Here is a 21,547-nt window from a genome sequence, read left to right on the forward strand (position 1 = left end):
CCTCCAGCACCACGGGCGTTCCAGCCGCACGACGAGTCGATGGGAGAGCGAGTGAGCACGGAGCTCGACACCGAGCACCTCGAGGTCTTCGCGCGCGGCGCGGCGGCCGAGCACGGGATGCCCGACGCGGAGATCACGCTGCTCAACGTGTCGGAGAACGCGACCTACCGCGTCGACTCGGCCGACGGCCGTCGGCTGGTCCTCCGCGTGCACCGCACCGGCTACCACACGCGCGAGGCGATCGAGAGCGAGCTCGCCTGGATCAGGGCGCTGCGCGCCGACGGTGTGGTGCACACGGCCCCCGTGATCGCGACCCCGGACGGCCGCGACATCGTCGTCGTTCGCCACCCCGGCGGCGAGGAGCGCAACGTCGTCGCGTTCGAGTGGATGAACGGCACCGAGCCGCCGGAGGACAGGCTCGTCGACGACTTCCGCGAGCTCGGGGCCATCGCCGCGAGGCTGCACCGGCATGCCCGGCAGTGGGTGCGCCCGCCCGGGTTCACCCGGTTCCGCTGGGACTTCGACACCTCTCTCGGGGCGAACGGGCACTGGGGGCGCTGGCAGGACGGCATGGGCATGGGCCCGGCCGAGCTCGACGTGCTCGGCCGTGCCGCCGACCTCGTGCAGCGGCGGCTCGCCGCCTTCGGCACGGGTCCGGACCGGTTCGGCCTCGTGCACGCGGACATGCGCCTCGCCAACCTGCTCGTCGACGGCAGCAGCGTGTGCGTGATCGACTTCGACGACTGCGGCCTGTCCTGGTACCTCTACGACCTGGGCTCGTCGCTGTCGTTCATCGAGCACCTGCCGGTGGTGCCCGAGCTGGTCGACTCGTGGATCACCGGCTACCGCACCGAGGGCACGCTGTCGCAGGAGGAGGTCGACGAGCTGCCGACCTTCATCATGCTGCGCCGGCTCCTGCTGGTGGCCTGGATCGGCTCGCACTCCGCCGTCCCCGAGGCTCAGCGGATGGGCCCGGAGTTCACCACCGTCTCCTGCGACCTCGCCGAGAAGTACCTCGTCCAGCACGGCTGACCCGCCCGGAGGATCCATGTTCAGCTCCATCGCCGGCCGCTCCGTCATCGTCACCGGTGGCACCAAGGGGATCGGCAAGGGCATCGCCCGCGTCTTCGCCCGCGCCGGCGCCAACGTCCTCATCACCGGCCGGAACGAGGCCGACGCAGCCGCCTGCGCGGAGGAGCTCACGGCGCTGGGCGGCGGCACGGTCACGTACGTGCTCGGCGACGTCGCGTCCGCCGCCTCGTGCGCGGAGATGGCGGCCACGGCGGTCGAGCGCAACGGCGGCATCGACGTGCTCTGCGCGAACGCCGGCATCTTCCCCGACTCCAAGCTCGCCACCATGACCGAGGCCGACATGGATCTCGTCTTCGGCACCAACATCAAGGGCACGCTGCTGTCGGTGCAGGCGTGCATCCCCGCGCTCACGGCGTCGGGCCGCGGCCGGGTGATCCTCACCTCGTCGATCACGGGGCCGATCACCGGCTACCCGGGCTGGTCGCACTACGGAGCCAGCAAGGCCGCGCAGCTGGGCTTCATGCGCACGGCCGCGATCGAGCTCGCACCGCGCAAGATCACCGTGAACGCCGTGCTTCCCGGCAACGTCGCGACCGAGGGGCTTGCCGAGCTCGGTGCCGACTACCGCGCCTCGATGGAGGCGACGATCCCCATGAAGGCGCTCGGCGAGGTCGACGACATCGGCAACGCCGCGCTGTTCTTCGCCACCGACGAGGCGGGCTACATCACCGGCCAGGCGCTCGCGGTCGACGGCGGCCAGGTGCTGCCCGAGTCGCTCGCGGCGCTGGAGGCCGCGGCCGACTAGAGGCCGTACCGTGGTCGAACCGACGCCGCCCAGGGGGTGAGATGACCGAGACCGACGCCCTGCTGGGGCCCACGGCCGACGAGGCGCGTCGCAACATCGTCCGGCTCATCACCTCCGGTGCCCTGCGGCCGGGCCAGCGGCTCGGCGCCGAGCGCGACCTCGCGGTGCAGCTCGGCGTCAGCAGGTCCACCCTGCGCGCGGCGCTCGCGTCGCTCGAGCAGGACGGGCTGGTGCGCCGGGTGCCGGGCCGCGGAGGCGGCACGTTCGTCGCGCGGGAGAAGATCGACCGCGACCTCTCGCGCATCGTGGGCGTACCGGCCCTGCTGCGCGACCAGGGCTACACCGCGGGGTCGCGGGTGGTCAGCGGCGCGGTCGTCCCGCCTGACGCGGACGCCGCGGCTGCGCTCGCACTGCCGCCGGACTCGTTCGTCGTCGACCTCGTCCGCATCCGCCTCGCGGACGGCAGCCCGATCTCGCTGGAGCACGCGCGGTTCCCCGCCGAGCGGTTCCCGGGGCTGCTCGAGCGTCCGCTGGGCGGCTCGCTGTACCAGCTGCTCGAGAAGGACTACGGCGTCGGCCCGCATCAGGCCGTCGAGAGGCTCGAGGTGGTGTCGGCCTCGGACGACGAGGCCCGGGTGCTCGGCGTCGCACCCGGTGCGCCGCTCATCTCGATCACCCGCACCACCGTGGACGCGGACGGGGAGCCGTTCGAGTACTCGCACGACCTCTTCCGGGCCGACCGCACCCGCATCACCGTGCGGACGTCGGGCGCGCCGGCCGGGGCCGGGCAGGACGCCACCCGCGGCCGCCTCGTCGAGGTCCGCGAGAACATGGCCTGACCCCGGCGGTCGGTGCGAGCATCGGGGCGCGGCGTACGGCGGGTCGCTCCCGCCGAGGCAGGAGCGCTACGGAGCGGCCGTGATGGCCGCGGCGACCGCCGGCGAGATGTCGACGAGCGCATCGGCCTCGGGCGCGTACTCGTCAGGAACGCTGACCTCGACGTTGAGCTCGCGGCCCACCGTGGTGAACAGGTAGCCGCGCTCGAGCGGCTCCGGCAGCCAGTCGACGCCGTCGACGGTGATGAGCTGCGAGGTCGGCCCGAGGGCCGCCGGGACGGGGACGCCGCAGCGCACCACGATCGCCGGGTCGCCCCACGCGGCGGTGAACGAGCTGCGGGGGTCGACGGCCGTCACCGTCTGACCCACGACCTCGTCCGGGAGGTTGCTCTTGAAGTTGGCGCACGCGTAGGCGCCGGCCCCCTCGGGGAGGGGGTCGGGCAGCGGGACGGCGAGCCCTCGGGAGCAGCCGGTGAGCACCAGCACGGACGCGGCAGCGGCGATGCCGCCGACGAGCCTCCTGCCCACGACTGCCGGGATCAGAGGTGGACGACGGGGCAGGTGAGGGTGCGGGTGATGCCCTCGACCGCCTGGATGCGCGCCACGACGAGCTTGCCGAGCTCGTCGACGCTGCGCGCCTCGGCGCGCACGATGACGTCGTACGGGCCGGTGACGTCCTCGGCCTGCGTGACGCCCTTGATCTGGGCGATCTCGGCGGCCACGTGGGCCGCCTTGCCGACCTCGGTCTGGATGAGGATGTAGGCCTGTACCACCATGGTCGTCCTCCTCGGTCGGATGCTGGTGCGGACGGGGGACGTGCGACCTGGTGCCACCCCGTGGATCGTGCGGTCCCGCGCCTGTGCAGGGCCGCAGGGCGACACTAGCGCCAGGGTGAGCCGCTCGGAGAACGGGTACGGGACCCTCCCGCCGGACGTGAAGGAGAACACAGTGCCGAATGTGCCCGCCGGTGGTGCCGGCGAGGTGTCCGGGCTGGGGGAGTTCGGCCTCATCGGAGCGGTCGTGGGCCGGTTCGCCGTGACGCCCGACGTCCTGCTCGGCCCCGGCGACGACGCCGCGGTGGTGGCGGCCCCGGACTCCCGGGTGGTGGCCACCATGGACCTGCTCGTCGAGGGGCGGCACTTCCGCCGCGACTGGTCCTCCGCGCACGACGTAGGGCGCAAGGCAGCGGCCCAGAACCTCGCGGACCTGGTGGCCATGGGGGCGCGGCCCACGGCGCTGCTGGTGGGGCTCGGCTGCCCGCCGGACCTGCCCGTCGACTGGGCCACCGGGCTCGCGGACGGCCTCGCCGACGAGTGCGCGCTCGTCGGCGCCACCGTCGTCGGGGGCGACGTCGTACGCAGCGACCACGTCGTGGTCGCCGTGACGGCGCTCGGCGATCTCGAGGGACGGGCGCCCGTGACACGGTCCGGTGCTCGGCCGGGCGACGTGCTGGCCGTCGCCGGCCGCCTCGGATGGTCGGCAGCCGGTCTCGCCGTGCTCGGGCGCGGCTTCCGGTCGCCGCGCGTGCTCGTCGAGGCGCACAAGGTGCCGGCGCCGCCGTACGCCGCAGGCCCGGCCGCCGCGGTGGCGGGGGCGACGTCGATGGTCGACGTGTCCGACGGGCTGCTGCAGGACGCGGGCCATGTGGCCACGGCGTCCGGGGTGGTCCTGGAGATCGACACCGCGACGCTCGAGGTGGGCCAGCCCCTGGCCGACGCGGCGGCGGCGTTCAGCGCCGACCCGCTCGAGTGGGTGCTGCGCGGGGGAGAGGACCACGCGCTGCTGGCGACCTTCCCACCGGGCGCCGCGCTGCCCGACGGCTTCGTGGCGATCGGCCGCGTGAGCGCGGGCGAGGCGTCGGTGCTGGTCGACGGCGTACCTGCCACCGGTCTCGGCGGCCACGACCACTTCCGGTCCTGACGCTCGAGGAGTCAGGTGAGGCGGTAGGTGGCGCCGGGGACGGTGACGACGTCGCCGGCGGCGAGCTGGGCGCCGCGGCGCTGCTCGACCGCGCCGTTGACCTGCACGTCGCCCGCGGCGAGGAGGTCCTTGGCCTCGCCGCCGGTCTCGACGGCGTTGACGTACTTCAGGAGCTGGCCGAGGCGGATGCCTGCGGCGCCGACCTCGACGTCCTCGGTGTGGCTCATGGCCGCATCCTCTCTCGGTCGTGGGGCTGGGACGTGCGAAGGGCCGCACCCGATCGGGTGCGGCCCTTCGACAGGAGTGCGGAGCGTCAGACGCGGGCGACCTTGCCGGCCTTGATGCACGAGGTGCACACGTTGAGCTTCTTGGGGGTCTTGCCCACGAGGGCGCGCACGGTCTGGATGTTGGGGTTCCAGCGACGCTTGGTCCGGCGGTGCGAGTGCGAGATCGAGTGGCCGAAACCCGGGCCCTTGCCGCAGACGTCGCAGTTGGCAGCCACGGTGGTAGTCCTCACAGTCGAAACGGGTGGATCCGCCCACCAGCGGCAGGCGTCACGCCCGGACGACCGGGCAACCCTGGAAGGGTACAGGGAGAGGTGCGGCAGGCCCAAACCGGGCGATCCGGGCCGCCACCCCGCGCCGGTGCGCACCAGCGGGTCGGCGTCGCCCCCGGACACTACGCTCGCGGGGAGCCGTGACGACCGTCACGCCGTCCACCGCCCCGAGGGAGCAGCGACACCGTGCTCGAGCGCCTCGACGCCGCCGGGATCCGGCGCTGGGCCGACCTCGGCCTCGAGGCCCTCGGCCGCCACCGGGCCGAGATCGACGCGCTCAACGTGTTCCCGGTGCCGGACGGCGACACCGGCACCAACCTGTTCCTCACCTTCGAGTCGGCCGCCGCTGCCCTCTCGGACGCCGGCGCGAACCTCGACCTGCGCGACACCGTCCGCACCTTCGCCCACGGCGCCCTGCTCGGTGCCCGCGGCAACTCCGGGATCATCCTCAGCCAGCTCGTGCGCGGGTTCGCCGAGGCGCTCGCCGGCGCCGACCAGTTAGCCCACCATCAGGAGGCGGTGCTCGTCGACGCCTTCCGCAAGGCCTCGGACTCGGCGTACGCCGCGGTCGCCGAGCCCAAGGAGGGCACGGTGCTCACGGTCGCGCGGGCGGCGGCCGACGCCGTGGCGGCGCTCGGGCCCGGCACCAGCCTCGTCGGCCTCGTCACGGCGGCGGCCGACGCCGCGAGCGACGCGCTCGCGCGCACTCCGGAGCAGCTCGAGGCGCTCGCCCGCGCGGGGGTCGTGGACGCCGGGGGCCGCGGCCTCGTGGTGATCCTCGACGCGCTGGTCGAGACCGTCACCGGCGTACGCCGCGAGGCCGGTCCGGTCGCGCTGCCGCTCCCGAGGGAGAACGTCGGCGACGACATGCTCGAGGGCGGGGGCGCGTACGAGGTGATGTACCTCGTCGACGCCGAGGAGCCGGCCGTGCACGGCCTGCGCTCCACCCTCGGCGAGCTCGGCGACTCGCTCGTGGTCGTGGGCGGCGGCGGCCTCTGGAACGTGCACGTGCACACCGACGACATCGGCGCGGCCATCGAGGCCGGGATCGTGGCGGGGCGGCCGCACCGGATCCGCGTCACCGACCTGCGCCGCGACACCGATCTGCGCGCCGGGGCCGAGGGCCGCGGCGGACGTGCGGTCGTGGCCGTGGCGCACGGCAACGGCACGGCGGCGCTGCTCGAGGCCTCGGGCGCCGTCGTGGTCAGGGCGCATGGCAACGTCGCGCCGTCCACGGCCGAGCTGCTCGACGGCGTCCACCGTGCGGGGGCCGCCGAGGTCGTGCTGCTGCCCAGCGACTCCGACATCCGGCCCGTCGCCGAGGCCGCCGCCGATGCCGCGCGCCGGGAGGGCATGCGGGTGTCGGTGGTGCCGACGCGCTCGATCGTGCAGACGCTGGCCGCCGTCGCGGTGCACGAGGCGGGGCTGTCGTTCGAGGACGACGTCGTCTCGATGACGCGCGCGGCCGGTGCCACGCGCTACGGCGGTGTCTCGTTCGCCTCGCGCGAGGCGATGACGAGCGCCGGCCTCTGCCGGGTTGGCGACGTCCTCGGCATCGTCGGCGGCGACGTCGTCGAGATCGGCGGCTCGGTGGAGGACGTCGCGGCCGCGGTGCTGCTGCGCCTGCTCGCCACGGGCGGAGAGCTCGTCACGGTCGTGCGTGGGGACGATGCCGACGAGGCCGTCGTAGCCGCCGTGGCCAAGCGCGCCCGGCGCGAGCACCACGGCACCGAGGTCGTCGTCTTCGAGGGCGGGCAGCCGTACTGGCCGCTGATCCTCGGCGTGGAGTGACGGTGGCCGACCTGAGGATGGACGACCCGCTCAAGAAGGTGCTGGGTCGCACGGCCGATGCGCTCGAGAAGGGGCTCGGCCTGCGCACGGTCGAGGACCTGCTGCGCCACTACCCCCGCCGGTACGCCGAGCGGGGCCAGCTCACCGACCTGCGCATGCTCGAGGTCGACGAGCACGTCACCGTGCTCGCGCGCGTGAGCCGGGTCGACGTGAAGCAGTACAGGGACAAGCGCACCGGTCGGATGGTCGACCGGCTCGAGGTGGTCGTCGGCGACGGCGCCAGCACCCTGCAGCTCACCTTCTTCAAGCAGTCGTGGCGCACCAAGGACCTCCGCGTCGGACGCGTCGGCCTGTTCAGCGGCAAGGTCGGGAAGTTCCGCAGCGACCTGCAGCTCGCGCACCCCGACTACGTCCTGCTCCCCGACGACTCCGACGTCGCCCCCGCGGACGAGGTCGAGGACGACACCGTCCTGCGCTACGCCGGCGCGCTCATCCCGGTCTACCCGGCCACCGCGGCGATGCCGTCGTGGAAGATCGCGACGTCCGTGGGAGTGGTGCTCGACCAGCTGCCCGCCGACCTCGACGACCCCCTGCCCGAGGCCACGCGCACCCGCCACTCGCTGCCTCCGCTCGCCGGCGCGATCCGCAAGATCCACGTGCCCACCACGCGCGAGGAGATACGCGAGGCTGTCGAGCGCCTCACGTGGGACGAGGCGTTCGTCCTGCAGGCGGTCCTCGCCCAGCGCCGGTACGCCGCGGCCGCGCTGCCCGCCACGCCGCGCACCCCGGTGGCCGGCGGCCTGCTCGAGGCCTTCGACGCAAGGCTGCCGTTCACCCTCACCGCCGGCCAGGTCGAGGTGGGCGCGACGATCGCCGACGACCTCGCCCGCACGCACCCGATGCACCGCCTGCTGCAGGGAGAGGTCGGCTCCGGCAAGACCCTGGTCGCCCTGCGCGCGATGCTCACGGTCGTCGACTCCGGCGGCCAGGCGGTGCTGCTCGCGCCGACCGAGGTGCTCGCCCAGCAGCACCAGCGGTCGATCATCGCGATGCTCGGCCCGCTGGCCGAGCGCGGCCTCCTGGGCGGCGGCGACGTCGGCACCCGCGTCGCACTGCTCACCGGCTCGGTCACCGCGGCGCGACGGCGCGAGGCGATGCTCGACATCCAGTCGGGCGAGGCCGGGATCGTGATCGGCACCCACGCCCTCCTCGAGGAGAAGGTGCAGTTCTTCGACCTCGGCCTCGTGGTGGTCGACGAGCAGCACCGGTTCGGCGTCGAGCAGCGCGCAGCACTCGCGGCCAAGGCCCGCGACGACCAGCGACCGCACGTCCTGGTCATGACCGCGACGCCGATCCCGCGCACGGTCGCGATGACGACGTTCGGCGACCTCGAGACCTCGGTGCTCACCGAGCTGCCCGCCGGCCGCTCGCCGATCACCACGCACGTCGTGCCGACCTCCGAGAAGCCGGGCTACCTCGACCGCGCGTGGGAGCGCATCCGCGAGGAGGTCAGCGCGGGCAGGCAGGCGTACGTCGTCTTCCCGCGCATCGGCGGCGACGGTGCCGCGGGGGAGGACGTCGACGAGCCCGCCGACCCCGCGGCCGAGGAGAAGCGCCGACCGCCGCTCGCGGTGCTCGACCTCGTCGACCACCTGACCGCCGGGCCGCTGGCCGGACTGCGTGTCGGCGTCCTGCACGGACGGATGCCCAGCGACGAGAAGGACGACGTGATGCGCCGCTTCGGCGCCGGCCCGTCGTCGCCCGACGGCATCGACGTGCTGCTCGCGACCACCGTGGTCGAGGTGGGCGTCGACGTCCCGAACGCCACGGTCATGGTCGTGATGGACGCAGACCGCTTCGGCGTCTCGCAGCTGCACCAGCTGCGCGGCCGTATCGGGCGCGGAGCGCACGCCGGCCTCTGCCTGCTCGTCACCGAGATGCATCCGGCCTCGCCCGCCCGTGGGCGGCTCGACGCCGTGGCCGCGACGTCCGACGGCTTCGAGCTGTCCCGCATCGACCTCGAGGCGCGCCGAGAGGGCGACGTGCTGGGGGCGTCGCAGTCCGGAAGGCGCTCGTCCTTGCGCCTCCTCTCGGTGCTGCGCGACGAGGACGTCATCGTGGCCGCCCGCGAGGAGGCGGGCGAGCTCGTCGCCCGCGACCCCGAGCTCACCACCGTGCCCGCACTCGGGCGCGCCATCGCCGCCCTCCTCGACGAGGACCGCGCCGACTACCTGGAGAAGTCATGACGTACGACGAGACGGCCTCGACGCTCACGCTGGCTGACGGCCGCGAGCTCGACCTGCGCCGCCGCGGCCCGTCCGGCGGCGACGTGCTCGTCTACATCCACGGCACGCCGAGCAGCGCCGCGGCACCGTCCGCGCTGGCCGAGGCGGCGCACGCGCGCGGCCTGCAGCTCGTGAGCTGGTCGCGCCCCGGCTACTCGACGTCGACCCGTCAGCCCGGTCGGTCGATCGCGAGCTTCGCGACCGACGCCCGGGAGGTGCTCGACCGGCTCGGGATCGACCGGGTGCACGCGCTCGGCTGGTCCGGGGGCGGCCCGCACGTGCTGTCGCTCGCCGCGCTGCTGCCCGACCGCATCCGCTCCGCCACCTCGCTCGCGGGCGTCGCGCCGTACGCCGAGACCTCGGGCGAGCTCGAGTTCCTCGCCGGCATGGGTCGGGACAACATCGAGGAGTTCGGAGCCGCGGTCGAGGGCGAGGAGCCGTTGCGGCAGTTCCTCGCGCCGTTCGTGCCGGCGCTGCGGGTGGTGACGCCCGCCGGCATCGTCGAGGAGCTCGCGAGCCTGCTGCCCGACGTCGATCGCGCGTACTGCACCGACGAGCACGGTGGCGAGCTGGCCCAGGCGTTCCACGAGGCGCTCGTGGTGTCCGAGGACGGCTGGGTCGACGACGACCTCGCGTTCGTCCGGCCGTGGGGCTTCGACCTGGCCTCGATCCGGGTGCCGGTGCACGTGTGGCAGGGGAGCGCCGACCTCATGGTGCCGTTCGCGCACGGCGTCTGGCTTGCCTCGGCTGTCCCCGGCGCCGTGGCGCACCTGCTCGACGGCGACGGGCACCTCTCGATCGCCGTCGGCCAGGCCGAGGCGATCGTCGACGCGCTGCTCGCCTCCGGCTGATCCCGGATTCGCCCTGGCCCAGGTGATACCACGGCGGTACCATCGACCCATGGCCATGACGCTGCGTCTCACCGACGAGGAGACCGACATCCTCCGCGCTCTCGCCGAGCGTGAGCACCGCTCCATGCAGGAGGTCGTGCGACTCGCCGTCCTCGAGCGCGCCGAGCGCGCCGGGCGCGCCGTCGAGCGCGACGAGGTCCTCGACTGGGCTGAAGGGCGTTACGCGGCGCTGCTCGAGCGCCTGTCGCAGTGAGCGGCGAGACGCGGCTGCTCACGACCGAGGACCTCGTCGCCATCGCGACCCGGATCGGCCGGGGTGACCCCCAGGTGCGCGACCTCGGGCTGCTCGAGTCTGCGGCGGCGCGGCCCGGCACCTCCGTCTTCGGCGACGACGCCTATCCGGACATCGAGACCAAGGCCGCCGCCCTGCTCGAGTCGCTGGTGCGCAACCACGCCCTGATCGACGGCAACAAGCGGCTCGGCTGGCTCGCTCTCGTCCTGTTCCTGGCGCTCAACGGTCATCGCCTCGACGTCGACGACGACGAGGCGTACGACCTGGTGATCGGCGTCGCCGAAGGCCGGCACGAGATCGCCTCGATCGTCGGTGTCCTCCGCGGCTGGGGGGTCTCCTCGTGACACGGATCATCGCGGGCTCGGCGCGCGGGCGGCGGCTCGCCGTGCCTCCGAGCGGGACTCGCCCGACGGCCGACCGGGTGCGCGAGGCGCTGATGTCGGCGCTCACGCACGAGCTCGGCTCGCTCGGGGGAGCGGCCGTCGCCGACCTCTACGCCGGCACGGGCGCCGTGGGGCTCGAGGCGCTCTCGCGCGGGGCAGCGCACGCGCTGCTGGTCGACAAGGAGCGCAAGGCCGTCGAGACGCTGCGCGCCAACGTCGAGGCCGTCGGCGTCCCGGGCGCCGTGGTGCTCGCCGACGACGTCGTGCGGCTCACGGGATCCGTGCCGCCGGCGCTCGCGCGGGCGCCGTACGACCTGGTGTTCGCGGATCCGCCGTACGACGTGGCCGACGACGTCGTCGTGCAGGTGCTCACCGGTCTCGCGTCCCACGGGTGGCTCGCCGACGGCGCGCTCGTGGTGGTCGAGCGGGCGCGGCCGCGGCGCGGGGCGACCTTCGCCTGGCCCGACGGCTACGAGCCAGGCAAGGACCGCACGTACGGGGAGACCGTGCTGCGTACAGCCCTTTGGTACGGTCGCGACGCCTGACCAGCGGCCTCCCCGCCGCACCTCGCCGAACCGAGGAGTGACCGTGCGCAAGGCCGTCTGTCCCGGCTCGTTCGACCCGGTCACCAACGGGCACCTCGACATCATCGTGCGCGCCGCGTCGCTGTTCGACGAGGTGACCGTCGCGGTGCTCATCAACAAGACCAAGAGCAGCATGTTCACGGTCGACGAGCGGATCGACCTGCTGCGCGAGGTCGTCGCGCCGTACCCGAACGTGAAGGTCGACTCGTTCCACGGGCTGCTCGTCGACTACTGCCAGGCGCGCGACATCGCGGCGATCGTGAAGGGGCTGCGGGCGGTCAGCGACTTCGACTACGAGCTGCAGATGGCGCAGATGAACCACCGCCTCGCCGGCGTCGAGACCCTGTTCGTGAGCACCAACCCGCTCTACAGCTACCTGTCCTCGTCGCTGCTCAAGGAGATCGCGACGTACGGTGGTGACGTGTCCGGGCTCGTGCCCGAGACTGTGCTCGCCCGCCTCGGCGAGCGGATCGCCGAACGAGCGCAGGGCTGACGCCCCGCGCGACCCGACAGCCGAAGGACCCCCGTGGACGTCCACGACAAGCTCGACGAGCTCTCCGCCCTGGTCGAGGGCGCCCGCGCGATGCCGATGTCGGCGTCGTGCGTGGTCAACCGCGCCCAGGTGCTCGACCTCCTCGACGAGGCCCGCTCGCTCCTGCCCGCCTCGCTCGACCAGGCCGACGACATCCTCGCCGAGCGCGACGGCATCGTGGCCGCCGCGCGGGTGAGCGCCGCCGAGGTGCTCGCCCAGGCCGACGAGGAGGCCCGGGCACGGGTGTCCGAGCACGAGGTCTACCGCGCGGCGCTGGCCGAGGCCGACGCCGTCCGGGCCGAGGCCGACGCCGAGGCCGAGCGCATGCGCCGCGAGACCGACGACTACGTCGACGCCAAGCTCGCCAACTTCGAGGTGGCGCTGCACAAGACCCTCGCCGCGGTCCAGAAGGGCCGCGACAAGATCCGTGGCCGCCAGGAGTACGACGAGCTCGGGTACGACGACAGCCCGCTGCCCGGCTGAGCCGTCCGTCCGGTGCTGGAGTCCGGTTTGGGCGGTACGGCGGCCCTCCGGTACCCTGGCGTGTCGGCCGTCGTGAGGCCGATCCCCACCGCAGCGCACCCGGTGACCCCGGGGGCGCGCCTGCACGGCCCGGAAAGGCGATCTCCTGACCACGCTCGACCCCCGATCCCCTCTCGTGCTCGACACGCGAGAGCTGGGACGACGTGCGGGGTCGATGCGCGAGGAGTCGCTCGTCCGGTCCGCGCCGGAGGGGATCGGGATCATGTCGATCGGCGTCCCCCCGGGGAGCGAGGTCGAGCTGGATCTTCGGCTCGAGTCGGTCATCGAGGGTGTGCTCGTGTCGGGAACGGCGCGGGTGCAGCTCACGGGCGAGTGCAGCAGGTGCTTGGATCCGGTCTCCGACGAGCTGGAGGTCGACATCCAGGAGCTGTACGTCTACGAGGAGACCGATCATCGCGGTCGCCCCGTACGGACGGACTCGCTCGAGGGTGAGGACGAGGACGAGCAGCGACACCTGGTCGGGGACTACCTCGACCTGGAGCCGGTGCTCCGCGACGCGGTGGTGCTCGACCTGCCGCTCGCACCCGTGTGCAGGGACGACTGCCCGGGGCTGTGCCCGCAGTGCGGGTTCCGCCTCGAGGACGACCCGAAGCACGGCCACGACGTGATCGACCCGCGGTGGGCCGCCCTCGGCGCACTGGCGGACGAGACGAGCTCCGCCCGCACGAACGCACCGAGCACCGACGACCAGCAGGAAGAGGACTAAGGCCATGGCCGTCCCGAAGCGCAAGACCTCGCGCAGCAACACCCGCCACCGCCGTTCGCAGTGGAAGGCCAAGCTGCCCCAGATCAACAAGGTCGTCCGCAACGGCCGCGTCGAGTTCGTGGTGCCCCACCGCGTCGACGCGGACGGCGAGTACAACGGCCGCCAGGTCCTCGACGTCTGAGCTCGACGTCCGAGCGCGACCTGGACCACCAGCACGCATCCCGCGGCACCCGACCGCGGCCCGTCCCACGCCGGACGTGCCGCCGGTCGGGTGCCGCGTCGCGTCCGGGGTTAGCCTTCGGCCATGACCACCGAGAACCTGAGCCTCGCGGCCCGGGCCCTCGCGGTCGTGCTCGACCTCGAGGCCGTCGATCTGCGGGCTGACAGCCCGCTCGACGACCTGGGGGCCGACTCGATCGCACGGGTCCAGTGGGCCGACGTCGTCGAACAGCTGGCTGCCGGCGACGGCCGCCCCGTGACCGTGGACGACTCGGCCCTGCGCGACGCCGTCGTGCTCGGCGACCTCGCCGACCACCTCGTGCCCGTCGGCGCCGCAGGAGGCTCGGCGTGAGCCCCCGCTCGCACCCGCCGATGTCCGAGCTCGCCGCCCGCCTCTCGGTAGAGATCGGCGACGACATCCTGCGGCGCGCGCTCACCCACCGGTCGTTCGCGTACGAGAACGGCGGGCTGCCCACGAACGAGCGCCTCGAGTTCCTCGGCGACTCCGTCCTCGGCCTCGTGGTGACCGACACGCTGTTCCGCGCCCACCCCGACCTGCCCGAGGGGCAGCTCGCCAAGCTGCGCGCCGCCGTCGTCAACGCCAAGGCCCTGGCCGGCATCGGCCGCTCGCTCGGCCTCGGCGAGCACCTGCTGCTCGGCAAGGGCGAGGAGGCCACCGGTGGCCGCGACAAGTCCTCGATCGTGGCCGACACGGTCGAGGCGGTGATCGGCGCGGTCTACCTCGACCGCGGCCTCGAGGTGGCCACCGAGCTCGTGCACCGGCTGTTCGACCCGCTCATCGCCGAGTCGGCGGGCCTCGGTGCGGGCCTCGACTGGAAGACGAGCCTGCAGGAGCTCTGCGCGTCGCTCTCGGCCGGCGTCCCCGAGTACGTCGTCGAGGAGAGCGGGCCCGACCACCAGAAGAGCTTCCGCGCCCGCGTCCGGGTCGGCGAGGACCTCTACGGCGACGGCAGGGGACGCAGCAAGAAGGAGGCGGAGCAGGAGGCCGCGGCCACCGCGTACGCCGAGCTCTCGGACAAGCGCGACACGCTGATCGCCACCGAGGCGGGTGCCCCCTCCGGCTCGGAGGCGTAGTGCCCGAGCTCCCCGAGGTCGAGGTGGTGCGCCGAGGCCTCGACCGCTGGGTCGCCGGTCGCACCGTGGCCTCGGCGGCCGTCCTGCACGAGCGGGCCGCCCGCCGGCACGCCGCCGGCGGCGACGACCTCGCCGCGCGCCTGCTCGGCCGCACGATCGAGACGGCGAGCCGTCGGGGCAAGTACCTCTGGCTGCCGCTCGACGGACGCGACGCCGCGCTCGTCGCGCACCTCGGCATGAGCGGCCAGCTGCTCGTGCAGCCGCCGGGCAGCCCCGACGAGAAGCACCTCCGGGCCCGGCTGACCTTCACCGACGGCGGTCGCGAGCTGCGGTTCGTCGACCAGCGCACCTTCGGCGGAGTGGCCCTCGACGACCTCGTGCCCGACTCCGCCGACGGCCGCGTGCCGGCGTCGGTCGCCCACATCGCCCGCGACCCGCTCGACCCGCTCTTCGACGACGCCCTCTGGGTGCGGCGGCTGCGCTCGCGCCGGACGGGCCTGAAGCGCGCGCTGCTCGACCAGACGCTGGTGAGCGGCATCGGCAACATCTACGCCGACGAGGCGCTGTGGCGCGCGCGCCTGCACTGGGCCACGCCGTCCGATGCCGTCGCCCCGGCCCGCGCCCGCGAGCTGCTCGGGCACGTGCGCGACGTGATGGGTGACGCCCTCGTCCAGGGCGGCACGTCCTTCGACGCGCTCTACGTCAACGTCAACGGCGAGAGCGGCTACTTCGACCGCTCGCTCGCGGCGTACGGCCAGGCCGACCGGCCGTGCCCGCGCTGCGGCCGACCGATCGTGCGCGAGGCGTTCATGAACCGCTCGTCGTTCCGCTGCCCGCGGTGCCAGCGGACGCCGCGGAGCCCGCGGTGGTGACGGTCCGCCTGACGGCGTGGGTGCGCGGCCGCGTGCAGGGCGTCGGCTTCCGCTGGTGGACCCGCGCCCGCGCCCTCGAGCTCGGGCTCGCCGGGTGGGCCCGCAACCTGGACGACGGCCGCGTCGAGGTGGTGGCCGAGGGGCCGCGGGAGGCCTGCGAGGCCCTGCTGGGGCTGCTCCGCGCGGGTGGCGCGCCGGGCCACGTGCAGACGGTCGTCGAGCAGTGGTCCGACGCCCGCGGGGCCGAGGGCTTCCTCGAGCGGTGACGCGGGCCGCGGCGAGGGTGCCCTGACCTGCGACGTCGCCTCCGCCTGGTGTGCTGCGCGTCTCAGCGCCGCGCCCCGAGCCGGGTTGACGCCTCCGCGGCCCCGCTGTCACCCTGGTCGCACCGGCCCACGCGTCTCGCGAGAAGCCGCCACGACCTCTCCGCCATCTCGAGGCGATCCGCGTGCCTGCAGGGCACCGATCCGCACGCACGCCGCACGTGTCAAGGGAGACACCGCATGTCCAAGGCGATCTACGGCCACCTGGGTTCGTCCGATGCTCTCCTCGTCGCCGAGGTGACCCGCCTGCGCCGCCGCGTCCGCGAGCTCGAGGAGCAGCTGGCGACGTACGAGTCGATGGTGCCCTCCGACCTGGCCGACCTCGAGCGTGTCGACGTCACGGTGCGCGAGCTGCCGGCCGACGCGCCGGTGCCCGCCTGACCGACCACCGACCGCCGCGGCACCCCGAGGGGTGACCGCGGCGTCGTCGTGTCCGGGGGTCCCGAGGCGGGGCGTCGACAGGCCGGGGCGTGCCTCCGCGAAGCGGCCAGGGGCCGAGATAGGGTGTCGGCACTTCCCCCGCCTGGTCGCCGTGCCCGGTGAAACCCGTTCACCACGAAGCGCCTGGAGCATCCCGCGTGCACCTGAAGAGCCTCACCCTGAGGGGCTTCAAGTCCTTCGCGTCCTCGACGACGCTGCACTTCGAGCCGGGCATCACCTGCGTGGTCGGGCCGAACGGCTCGGGCAAGTCCAACGTCGTCGACGCCATCGCCTGGGTCATGGGCGAGCAGGGTGCCAAGAGCCTGCGCGGCGGCAAGATGGAGGACGTCATCTTCGCCGGCACGTCCGGCCGCCCGCCGCTCGGCCGGGCCGAGGTGCTCCTCACGATCGACAACCACGACGGCGTGCTCCCCATCGACTACGCCGAGGTCACCATCTCGCGCACGATGTTCCGCAACGGTGGCTCCGAGTACGCCATCAACGGCACCCCGTGCCGTCTGCTCGACGTGCAGGAGCTGCTCTCGGACTCCGGCATCGGCCGCGAGATGCACGTCATCGTCGGCCAGGGCAAGCTCGACGAGATCCTGTCGGCGTCGCCGGAGGACCGCCGCGGCTTCGTCGAGGAGGCCGCCGGCGTCCTCAAGCACCGCAAGCGCAAGGAGAAGGCGCTCCGCAAGCTCGACGCGATGCAGGCCAACCTCACGCGCCTGCAGGACCTCACCACCGAGCTGCGCCGTCAGCTCAAGCCCCTCGGCAAGCAGGCCGAGGTGGCGCGCCGGGCCGCCGTCATCCAGGCCGACCTCCGCGACTCGCGCCTGCGCCTCATCGCCGACGACCTTCTCAACCTCCGCGACGCCGTCCAGCAGGAGGTGGCCGACGAGACCGCCCTGCGCGAGCGCCGCGGCGAGGTCGAGTCCGAGCTCGCCGGCGCCCAGGCGCGCGAGGCCGTGCTCGACGCCGAGATGGCCGGCGAGGCCCCGGCCCTCGCTCGCGCGCAGGACACCTGGTTCCGGCTGTCGTCCCTGCGCGAGCGGGTCTCCAGCACGGCGGCCCTCGCCTCCGAGCGGGTGCGGCTGCTCGCTCCCGAGCCCGAGGAGGAGCGCCGCGGCCGCGACCCCGAGGAGCTCGACGCCGACGCCAAGGCCGCGCGCGAGGAGGAGGCGGCGCTCGGCCGCGACGTCGCCGCCGCCCGCGAGGTCCTTGCGGGTGCGGTCACGGCGCGCGCCACCGCCGAGGGCGCCCACGCCGCGGAGGAGCAGCGGCTCACCGCTCTGCAGCGTGCCGCCGCCGACCGTCGTGAGGGCCTCGTGCGGCTCACGGGTCAGGTGCACGCCGCGACGTCCCGCCTCGAGGCTCGCGCGGCCGAGCTCGAGCGGCTCGCCGCTCAGGCCGCCGACGCGCGCGCCCGCGCCGACAAGGCCAACGCCGACTTCCACGCGCTCGAGACGCAGGTGGCCGGGCTCGACGAGGGCGAGGTCGGGCTCGACGAGGAGCACGAGATCGCCTCGTCGGAGCTCGCCGCCGCGGACGGCCGGGTGCAGGCCCTGCGGATGCAGGAGCAGGAGGCCGAGCGCGAGCGGCACGCCCTGACCGCACGCGTCGAGGCGCTCGAGCTGGGCCTCGCCCGCAAGGACGGCGGCGCGGCGGTGCTCGCTGCCGGCGACCGCCTCTCCGGCGTGCTCGGCACCGTCGCCGCGCTGCTGCGCGTCCGCCCGGGCTACGAGGCCGCCGTCTCCGCCGCGCTCGGCCCGCTGGCCGACGCCGTCGCGGTCGGCTCGGTCTCCCAGGCGGTCGACGCCCTCACGCTGCTGAAGTCCGACGACGCCGGTCGCGCCTCTCTCCTGGTCGCCGGCGCGGCCGCGCCCGACCGTTCGTCCTGGCCGGCGCTGCCGGCGGGTGCGGTGTGGGCCGTCGACGTCGTCGAGGCGCCGGACGCGCTGCGTGGCTCGGTCGGCGTCGCGCTCGCCCGCGTCGCTCTCGTCGAGGACCTCGCGACGGCCGGGTCGCTCGTCCGCCAGCACGACGTCGTCGCGGTCACCCGCGCCGGCGATGTCGTCGCGGCCGGCGTGGTGCACGGCGGGTCGGCGTCCGCGCCCTCCCTGCTCGAGGTCCAGGCCGCCGTCGACGAGGCGCGCACCAAGCTCGACGACGCCACCCACCGTTACGAGCGCGCCAAGTTCGAGCTCGTCGGCGCGCTCGAGGCGGTCGCAGCAGCGCAGCACCGCGTGGACTCCGCCCTCTCGCGCCTGCACGAGTCCGACGCCCGCATGGCCGCCGTCGCCGAGCAGCTCGGGCAGCTCGGGTCGGCCTCGCGCGCGGCGTCGGGCGAGGCGGACCGCATCGCCGCCGGCATCGCCTCGGCGACCGCAGCACGCGACGCCGACCAGGCGACGCTCGAGGAGCTCACCGCCCGCCTCGAGGCCGCAGAGGCGACCCCGGACGAGGGCGAGCCGTCGCACGAGGAGCGCGACCGGCTGGCCGAGGCCGCCGTGCTCGCCCGCCAGGGCGAGGTCGAGGCGCGGCTGGCCGTCCGCACGGGCGAGGAGCGCGTGCGTGCGCTCGCCGGTCGCGCCGAGCAGCTCGAGCATGCGGCCAACGCCGAGCGCGCCGCCCGGGCGCGGTCGGCCGAGCGCCGCGCGTCGCGCGCCCGCGCCGTCGCCGTCGCCGCCGCCGTGCGCGCCGGTGCTGCCGCGACGCTCGTGCGCATCGACATCTCGCTCGCCGTCGCCGCCAGCGAGCGCGACGCCGCCGAGCAGGCCCGCACCGTCCGCGAGGGCGAGCTCCTCGCGCTGCGCACCCGCACCCGCGAGCTCCAGACCGAGCTCGAGGCGCTCACGTCATCCGTGCACCGCGACGAGATGGCCCGCGCCGAGCAGCGCATGCGGATCGAGCAGCTCGAGGCGCGCGCGATGGAGGAGTTCGGCGTCGACGCCGAGACCCTCGAGACCGAGTACGCGCCCGACGTCCTCGTGCCGCCGTCGATGATCGCCCCCGGCGACGAGGTCGACCCCGAGGCGCCCGAGCCCGAGGCCTACCCGTACGTGCGCGAGGAGCAGGAGAAGCGCATGCGCTCCGCCGAGCGCTCGCTCAACCTGCTCGGCAAGGTCAACCCGCTGGCGCTCGAGGAGTTCTCGGCGCTCGAGGAGCGGCACCGCTTCCTCAACGAGCAGCTCGACGACCTCAAGCGCTCGCGGGCCGAGCTGCTCGGGATCGTCACCGAGGTCGACGCCCGCGTGCAGCAGGTGTTCGCCGAGGCGTACGCCGACGTCGAGCGCGAGTTCGAGCGGATCTTCGCCCGGCTGTTCCCGGGCGGAGAGGGCCGGCTCTTCCTCACCGACCCGGGCGACCTGCTCACCACGGGCATCGAGGTCGAGGCGCGTCCGCCGGGCAAGAAGGTCAAGCGGCTGTCGCTGCTGTCCGGCGGCGAGCGGTCGCTCACCGCGGTGGCGTTCCTCGTCGCGCTGTTCAAGGCGCGTCCGAGCCCGTTCTACATCATGGACGAGGTCGAGGCCGCGCTCGACGACGTCAACCTCCAGCGACTGCTCGGCATCATGGAGGAGCTGCGCGAGGACTCCCAGCTGCTGGTCATCACGCACCAGAAGCGCACGATGGAGATCGCGGACGCGCTGTACGGCGTGTCGATGCGCGGCGACGGCGTCACCACGGTCATCGGCCAGCGGATGGCCTCGCACCGGTCGGGCGACGACGACGGGTCTGACCCGGTCGACGTCAGCGACTCCGCGGTCCCCGCCTAGCCCTCCGCCGCCAGAGGCCTACCCGTAGCTGGGTGGCGATTCCGTCGCAGGCCGCACGCTGGTTACCCGGGTAGAGCGGCGTACCTGTAGCTGGGTGGCGATTCCGTCGCAGGCCGCACGCTGGTTACCCGGGTAGCGCGGTGCCGAGCACCCGCGCGACTCTGGGAGGATGACGGCGTGGAATCCGGACTTCTCTATGCCCTGATCGCGCTGGCCGTCCTCGTCATCGGCGGGGGAGCCGTGCTGCTCCTGCGCCGCTCGTCGGGCCGCGCGATCGAGGCGCCCCCGGCCCGGCCGCAGGTCGCCGCGCCCGAGCGCGAGGCCGACGGCGGCCTCGCGCTCGCGGAGCCCGAGGCGCCCGCACCCACCACCACCGAGGTCCCCGAGCCGTCGGCCGGCCGCCTGGCCCGGCTGCGTGCCCGCCTCGCCCGCTCGAACACCGCCGTCGGCAAGGGCCTGCTCGCGCTGCTCACCCGTGACCAGCTCGACCAGGACACCTGGGACGAGGTCGAGGAGACCCTGCTCGCCGCCGACCTCGGCGTCGGGCCCACGCAGGAGCTGGTCGCCGCGCTGCAGCGACGTACCCGGGTCGAGGGCGTCTCCGACGTCGCCGGCGCCCGTGCCCTGCTGCGCGAGGAGCTGCTCGCCCTCGTCGACCCCACGCTCGACCGCAGCGTCGCGACCCATGTGGCCGACGACCGCCCCGCCGTCGTCCTCGTCGTCGGCGTCAACGGCACCGGCAAGACCACCACCACCGGCAAGCTCGCGCGCGTGCTCGTGGCCGACGGCCGCAGCGTGGTGCTCGGCGCCGCCGACACCTTCCGTGCCGCGGCGAGCCAGCAGCTGCAGACCTGGGGCGACCGGGTCGGGGCGCGCGTCGTCACGGGCGCGGAGAACGCCGATCCCGCCGCCGTCGCGTTCGACGCCGTGAAGCACGCCGTCGACGAGGGCGCCGACGTCTGCGTCATCGACACCGCCGGCCGCCTGCACACCAAGACCGGTCTCATGGACGAGCTCGGCAAGGTCAAGCGCGTCGTGGAGAAGCAGGCGCCGGTCGACGAGGTGCTGCTCGTCCTCGACGCCACGACCGGCCAGAACGGCCTGCGCCAGGCTCAGGTCTTCTCCGAGGTCGTCGAGGTGACGGGCATCGTGCTCACCAAGCTCGACGGCACGGCCAAGGGCGGCATCGTCATCGCGGTGCAGCGCGAGCTCGGCGTGCCCGTGAAGCTCGTCGGGCTCGGCGAGGGCCCGGACGACCTCGCACCGTTCGACGCCGAGGCCTTCGTCGACGCGCTCCTCGACTGACCCGCCCAGCCGAGCCGAGCGCACCACCCGTTCCGAGCGCAGGGTGAGGAGCGGACGGCGCGGAAGCGGGTGCGGGGTGGGCGGTGCGGTGGTGAGGTGGGGCCATGGACATCGCCAAGCTCACCGACACCCAGACCCTGCGGCGCGAGGAGGCGGCCCGCCGTCTGCACGAGATCGCCGACGAGCTCGCCTCGGGCAACGGCTTCGTGATCGAGCGCGACGGCATCCGCTTCGACGTCGCCGTGCCCGACGAGGTGCGCATGAAGGTCGAGGTCGAGATCGAGTCCGACGAGCGCGAGATCGAGATCGAGCTCACCTGGTAGACCGGTGGGCCGCCCGGCCCGACGCGCTGCGCCGGCCGAGCGACGTCCCACGCGTGCGGAAACAGCGGCGTAACAGGACATGTCCAAACGTCACGGGC

At 74.1% G+C, this 21,547-nt stretch carries 26 protein-coding genes; 22 read left to right on the forward strand and 4 right to left on the reverse strand.

Translation table 11 applies throughout. The features are described 5' to 3' along the window. The first annotated feature begins 51 nt into the window (after positions 1-51). Genes ACFQGU_RS07995 through ACFQGU_RS08005 form a run of 3 tightly spaced genes read left to right on the forward strand, consistent with a single transcriptional unit; the run spans position 52 to position 2,676 of the window. Positions 52-1,032, forward strand: coding sequence for a phosphotransferase enzyme family protein (locus ACFQGU_RS07995; protein WP_386765459.1), 981 nt, complete (start codon positions 52-54; stop codon positions 1,030-1,032). 16 nt (positions 1,033-1,048) lie between these two features. Beyond that, complete coding sequence (gene fabG, locus ACFQGU_RS08000; protein ID WP_386765461.1) at positions 1,049-1,837, forward strand: 3-oxoacyl-ACP reductase FabG; 789 nt, start codon at positions 1,049-1,051, stop codon at positions 1,835-1,837. 41 nt (positions 1,838-1,878) lie between these two features. Further along, entirely contained in the window at positions 1,879-2,676 is a 798-nt protein-coding gene (locus ACFQGU_RS08005; RefSeq protein WP_386765463.1) for a GntR family transcriptional regulator, read from the forward strand. 66 nt (positions 2,677-2,742) lie between these two features. Here ACFQGU_RS08005 and ACFQGU_RS08010 read toward each other — a convergent pair whose 3' ends face one another. After that, positions 2,743-3,201 (reverse strand): DUF3515 domain-containing protein, encoded by a 459-nt coding sequence (locus tag ACFQGU_RS08010; RefSeq protein WP_386765465.1) that lies wholly within the window; start codon positions 3,199-3,201, stop codon positions 2,743-2,745. Positions 3,202-3,212: 11 nt separating this feature from the next. Then, on the reverse strand, positions 3,213-3,446 hold the full coding sequence (locus ACFQGU_RS08015) for an Lrp/AsnC family transcriptional regulator (protein WP_386768199.1): 234 nt from the start codon (positions 3,444-3,446) through the stop codon (positions 3,213-3,215). A 175-nt stretch (positions 3,447-3,621) separates the two neighbouring features. Between ACFQGU_RS08015 and ACFQGU_RS08020 the strand changes: the two genes are divergently transcribed. Beyond that, positions 3,622-4,593, forward strand: coding sequence for a thiamine-phosphate kinase (locus ACFQGU_RS08020; protein ID WP_386765467.1), 972 nt, complete (start codon positions 3,622-3,624; stop codon positions 4,591-4,593). A gap of 11 nt (positions 4,594-4,604) precedes the next feature. Here ACFQGU_RS08020 and ACFQGU_RS08025 read toward each other — a convergent pair whose 3' ends face one another. Together ACFQGU_RS08025 and rpmB are read right to left on the reverse strand one after the other, a co-directional pair. Beyond that, the gene (locus ACFQGU_RS08025; RefSeq protein ID WP_386765469.1) at positions 4,605-4,820 is read right to left on the reverse strand and encodes an RNA-binding S4 domain-containing protein; all 216 of its coding nucleotides are present in this window, start codon (positions 4,818-4,820) and stop codon (positions 4,605-4,607) included. Positions 4,821-4,906: 86 nt separating this feature from the next. After that, entirely contained in the window at positions 4,907-5,095 is a 189-nt protein-coding gene (gene rpmB, locus ACFQGU_RS08030; RefSeq protein ID WP_386765471.1) for a 50S ribosomal protein L28, read from the reverse strand. 240 nt (positions 5,096-5,335) lie between these two features. On the opposite strand from rpmB, the gene ACFQGU_RS08035 reads away from it, so the two are divergent. The 18 genes from ACFQGU_RS08035 to ACFQGU_RS08120 all read left to right on the forward strand — a co-directional run bounded on the left by ACFQGU_RS08035 (position 5,336) and on the right by ACFQGU_RS08120 (position 21,449). After that, the gene (locus ACFQGU_RS08035; RefSeq protein ID WP_386765473.1) at positions 5,336-6,940 is read left to right on the forward strand and encodes a DAK2 domain-containing protein; all 1,605 of its coding nucleotides are present in this window, start codon (positions 5,336-5,338) and stop codon (positions 6,938-6,940) included. Positions 6,941-6,957: 17 nt separating this feature from the next. Then, positions 6,958-9,186, forward strand: coding sequence for an ATP-dependent DNA helicase RecG (gene recG, locus ACFQGU_RS08040; protein WP_386768201.1), 2,229 nt, complete (start codon positions 6,958-6,960; stop codon positions 9,184-9,186). Further along, positions 9,183-10,076: an alpha/beta fold hydrolase gene (locus ACFQGU_RS08045; protein ID WP_386765475.1), complete on the forward strand. Its 894-nt coding sequence runs from the start codon at positions 9,183-9,185 to the stop codon at positions 10,074-10,076. The genes recG and ACFQGU_RS08045 overlap by 4 nt, the downstream gene beginning before the upstream one ends. A gap of 49 nt (positions 10,077-10,125) precedes the next feature. Next, on the forward strand, positions 10,126-10,329 hold the full coding sequence (locus ACFQGU_RS08050) for a ribbon-helix-helix protein, CopG family (RefSeq protein WP_386765477.1): 204 nt from the start codon (positions 10,126-10,128) through the stop codon (positions 10,327-10,329). Further along, positions 10,326-10,712 (forward strand): type II toxin-antitoxin system death-on-curing family toxin, encoded by a 387-nt coding sequence (locus tag ACFQGU_RS08055; protein ID WP_386765479.1) that lies wholly within the window; start codon positions 10,326-10,328, stop codon positions 10,710-10,712. The genes ACFQGU_RS08050 and ACFQGU_RS08055 overlap by 4 nt, the downstream gene beginning before the upstream one ends. Then, complete coding sequence (gene rsmD, locus ACFQGU_RS08060) at positions 10,709-11,296, forward strand: 16S rRNA (guanine(966)-N(2))-methyltransferase RsmD (protein ID WP_386765481.1); 588 nt, start codon at positions 10,709-10,711, stop codon at positions 11,294-11,296. Before ACFQGU_RS08055 ends, rsmD begins: the two co-directional genes overlap by 4 nt. 43 nt (positions 11,297-11,339) lie before the next feature. Further along, positions 11,340-11,828 (forward strand): pantetheine-phosphate adenylyltransferase, encoded by a 489-nt coding sequence (coaD, locus tag ACFQGU_RS08065; RefSeq protein ID WP_386765483.1) that lies wholly within the window; start codon positions 11,340-11,342, stop codon positions 11,826-11,828. Positions 11,829-11,861: 33 nt separating this feature from the next. Then, entirely contained in the window at positions 11,862-12,350 is a 489-nt protein-coding gene (locus ACFQGU_RS08070) for a hypothetical protein (protein WP_386765485.1), read from the forward strand. A gap of 175 nt (positions 12,351-12,525) precedes the next feature. After that, positions 12,526-13,116: a YceD family protein gene (locus ACFQGU_RS08075; protein ID WP_386765487.1), complete on the forward strand. Its 591-nt coding sequence runs from the start codon at positions 12,526-12,528 to the stop codon at positions 13,114-13,116. 4 nt (positions 13,117-13,120) lie between these two features. Beyond that, complete coding sequence (gene rpmF, locus ACFQGU_RS08080; protein WP_386765489.1) at positions 13,121-13,297, forward strand: 50S ribosomal protein L32; 177 nt, start codon at positions 13,121-13,123, stop codon at positions 13,295-13,297. A gap of 123 nt (positions 13,298-13,420) precedes the next feature. Then, a complete protein-coding gene (locus ACFQGU_RS08085) occupies positions 13,421-13,687 on the forward strand; it encodes a phosphopantetheine-binding protein (RefSeq protein WP_386765491.1) in 267 nt (88 codons plus the stop codon). A gap of 20 nt (positions 13,688-13,707) precedes the next feature. Further along, complete coding sequence (gene rnc, locus ACFQGU_RS08090) at positions 13,708-14,430, forward strand: ribonuclease III (protein ID WP_386768203.1); 723 nt, start codon at positions 13,708-13,710, stop codon at positions 14,428-14,430. Continuing rightward, positions 14,430-15,302, forward strand: a complete 873-nt coding sequence (gene mutM, locus ACFQGU_RS08095; protein WP_386765493.1) for a bifunctional DNA-formamidopyrimidine glycosylase/DNA-(apurinic or apyrimidinic site) lyase — start codon at positions 14,430-14,432, stop codon at positions 15,300-15,302. Before rnc ends, mutM begins: the two co-directional genes overlap by 1 nt. After that, positions 15,296-15,568: an acylphosphatase gene (locus tag ACFQGU_RS08100; RefSeq protein WP_386765495.1), complete on the forward strand. Its 273-nt coding sequence runs from the start codon at positions 15,296-15,298 to the stop codon at positions 15,566-15,568. Before mutM ends, ACFQGU_RS08100 begins: the two co-directional genes overlap by 7 nt. A gap of 237 nt (positions 15,569-15,805) precedes the next feature. Then, a complete protein-coding gene (locus tag ACFQGU_RS08105; protein WP_386765497.1) occupies positions 15,806-16,006 on the forward strand; it encodes a hypothetical protein in 201 nt (66 codons plus the stop codon). 197 nt (positions 16,007-16,203) lie between these two features. After that, positions 16,204-19,821: a chromosome segregation protein SMC gene (smc, locus tag ACFQGU_RS08110; RefSeq protein ID WP_386765499.1), complete on the forward strand. Its 3,618-nt coding sequence runs from the start codon at positions 16,204-16,206 to the stop codon at positions 19,819-19,821. A 177-nt stretch (positions 19,822-19,998) separates the two neighbouring features. Continuing rightward, the gene (ftsY, locus tag ACFQGU_RS08115; RefSeq protein WP_386765501.1) at positions 19,999-21,126 is read left to right on the forward strand and encodes a signal recognition particle-docking protein FtsY; all 1,128 of its coding nucleotides are present in this window, start codon (positions 19,999-20,001) and stop codon (positions 21,124-21,126) included. 104 nt (positions 21,127-21,230) lie between these two features. After that, on the forward strand, positions 21,231-21,449 hold the full coding sequence (locus tag ACFQGU_RS08120) for an amphi-Trp domain-containing protein (RefSeq protein WP_386765503.1): 219 nt from the start codon (positions 21,231-21,233) through the stop codon (positions 21,447-21,449). The last annotated feature ends 98 nt before the right edge of the window (positions 21,450-21,547 follow it).

It is taken from the genome of Longivirga aurantiaca (assembly GCF_042660085.1).
Taxonomy (GTDB): domain Bacteria; phylum Actinomycetota; class Actinomycetes; order S36-B12; family CAIYMF01; genus Longivirga; species Longivirga aurantiaca.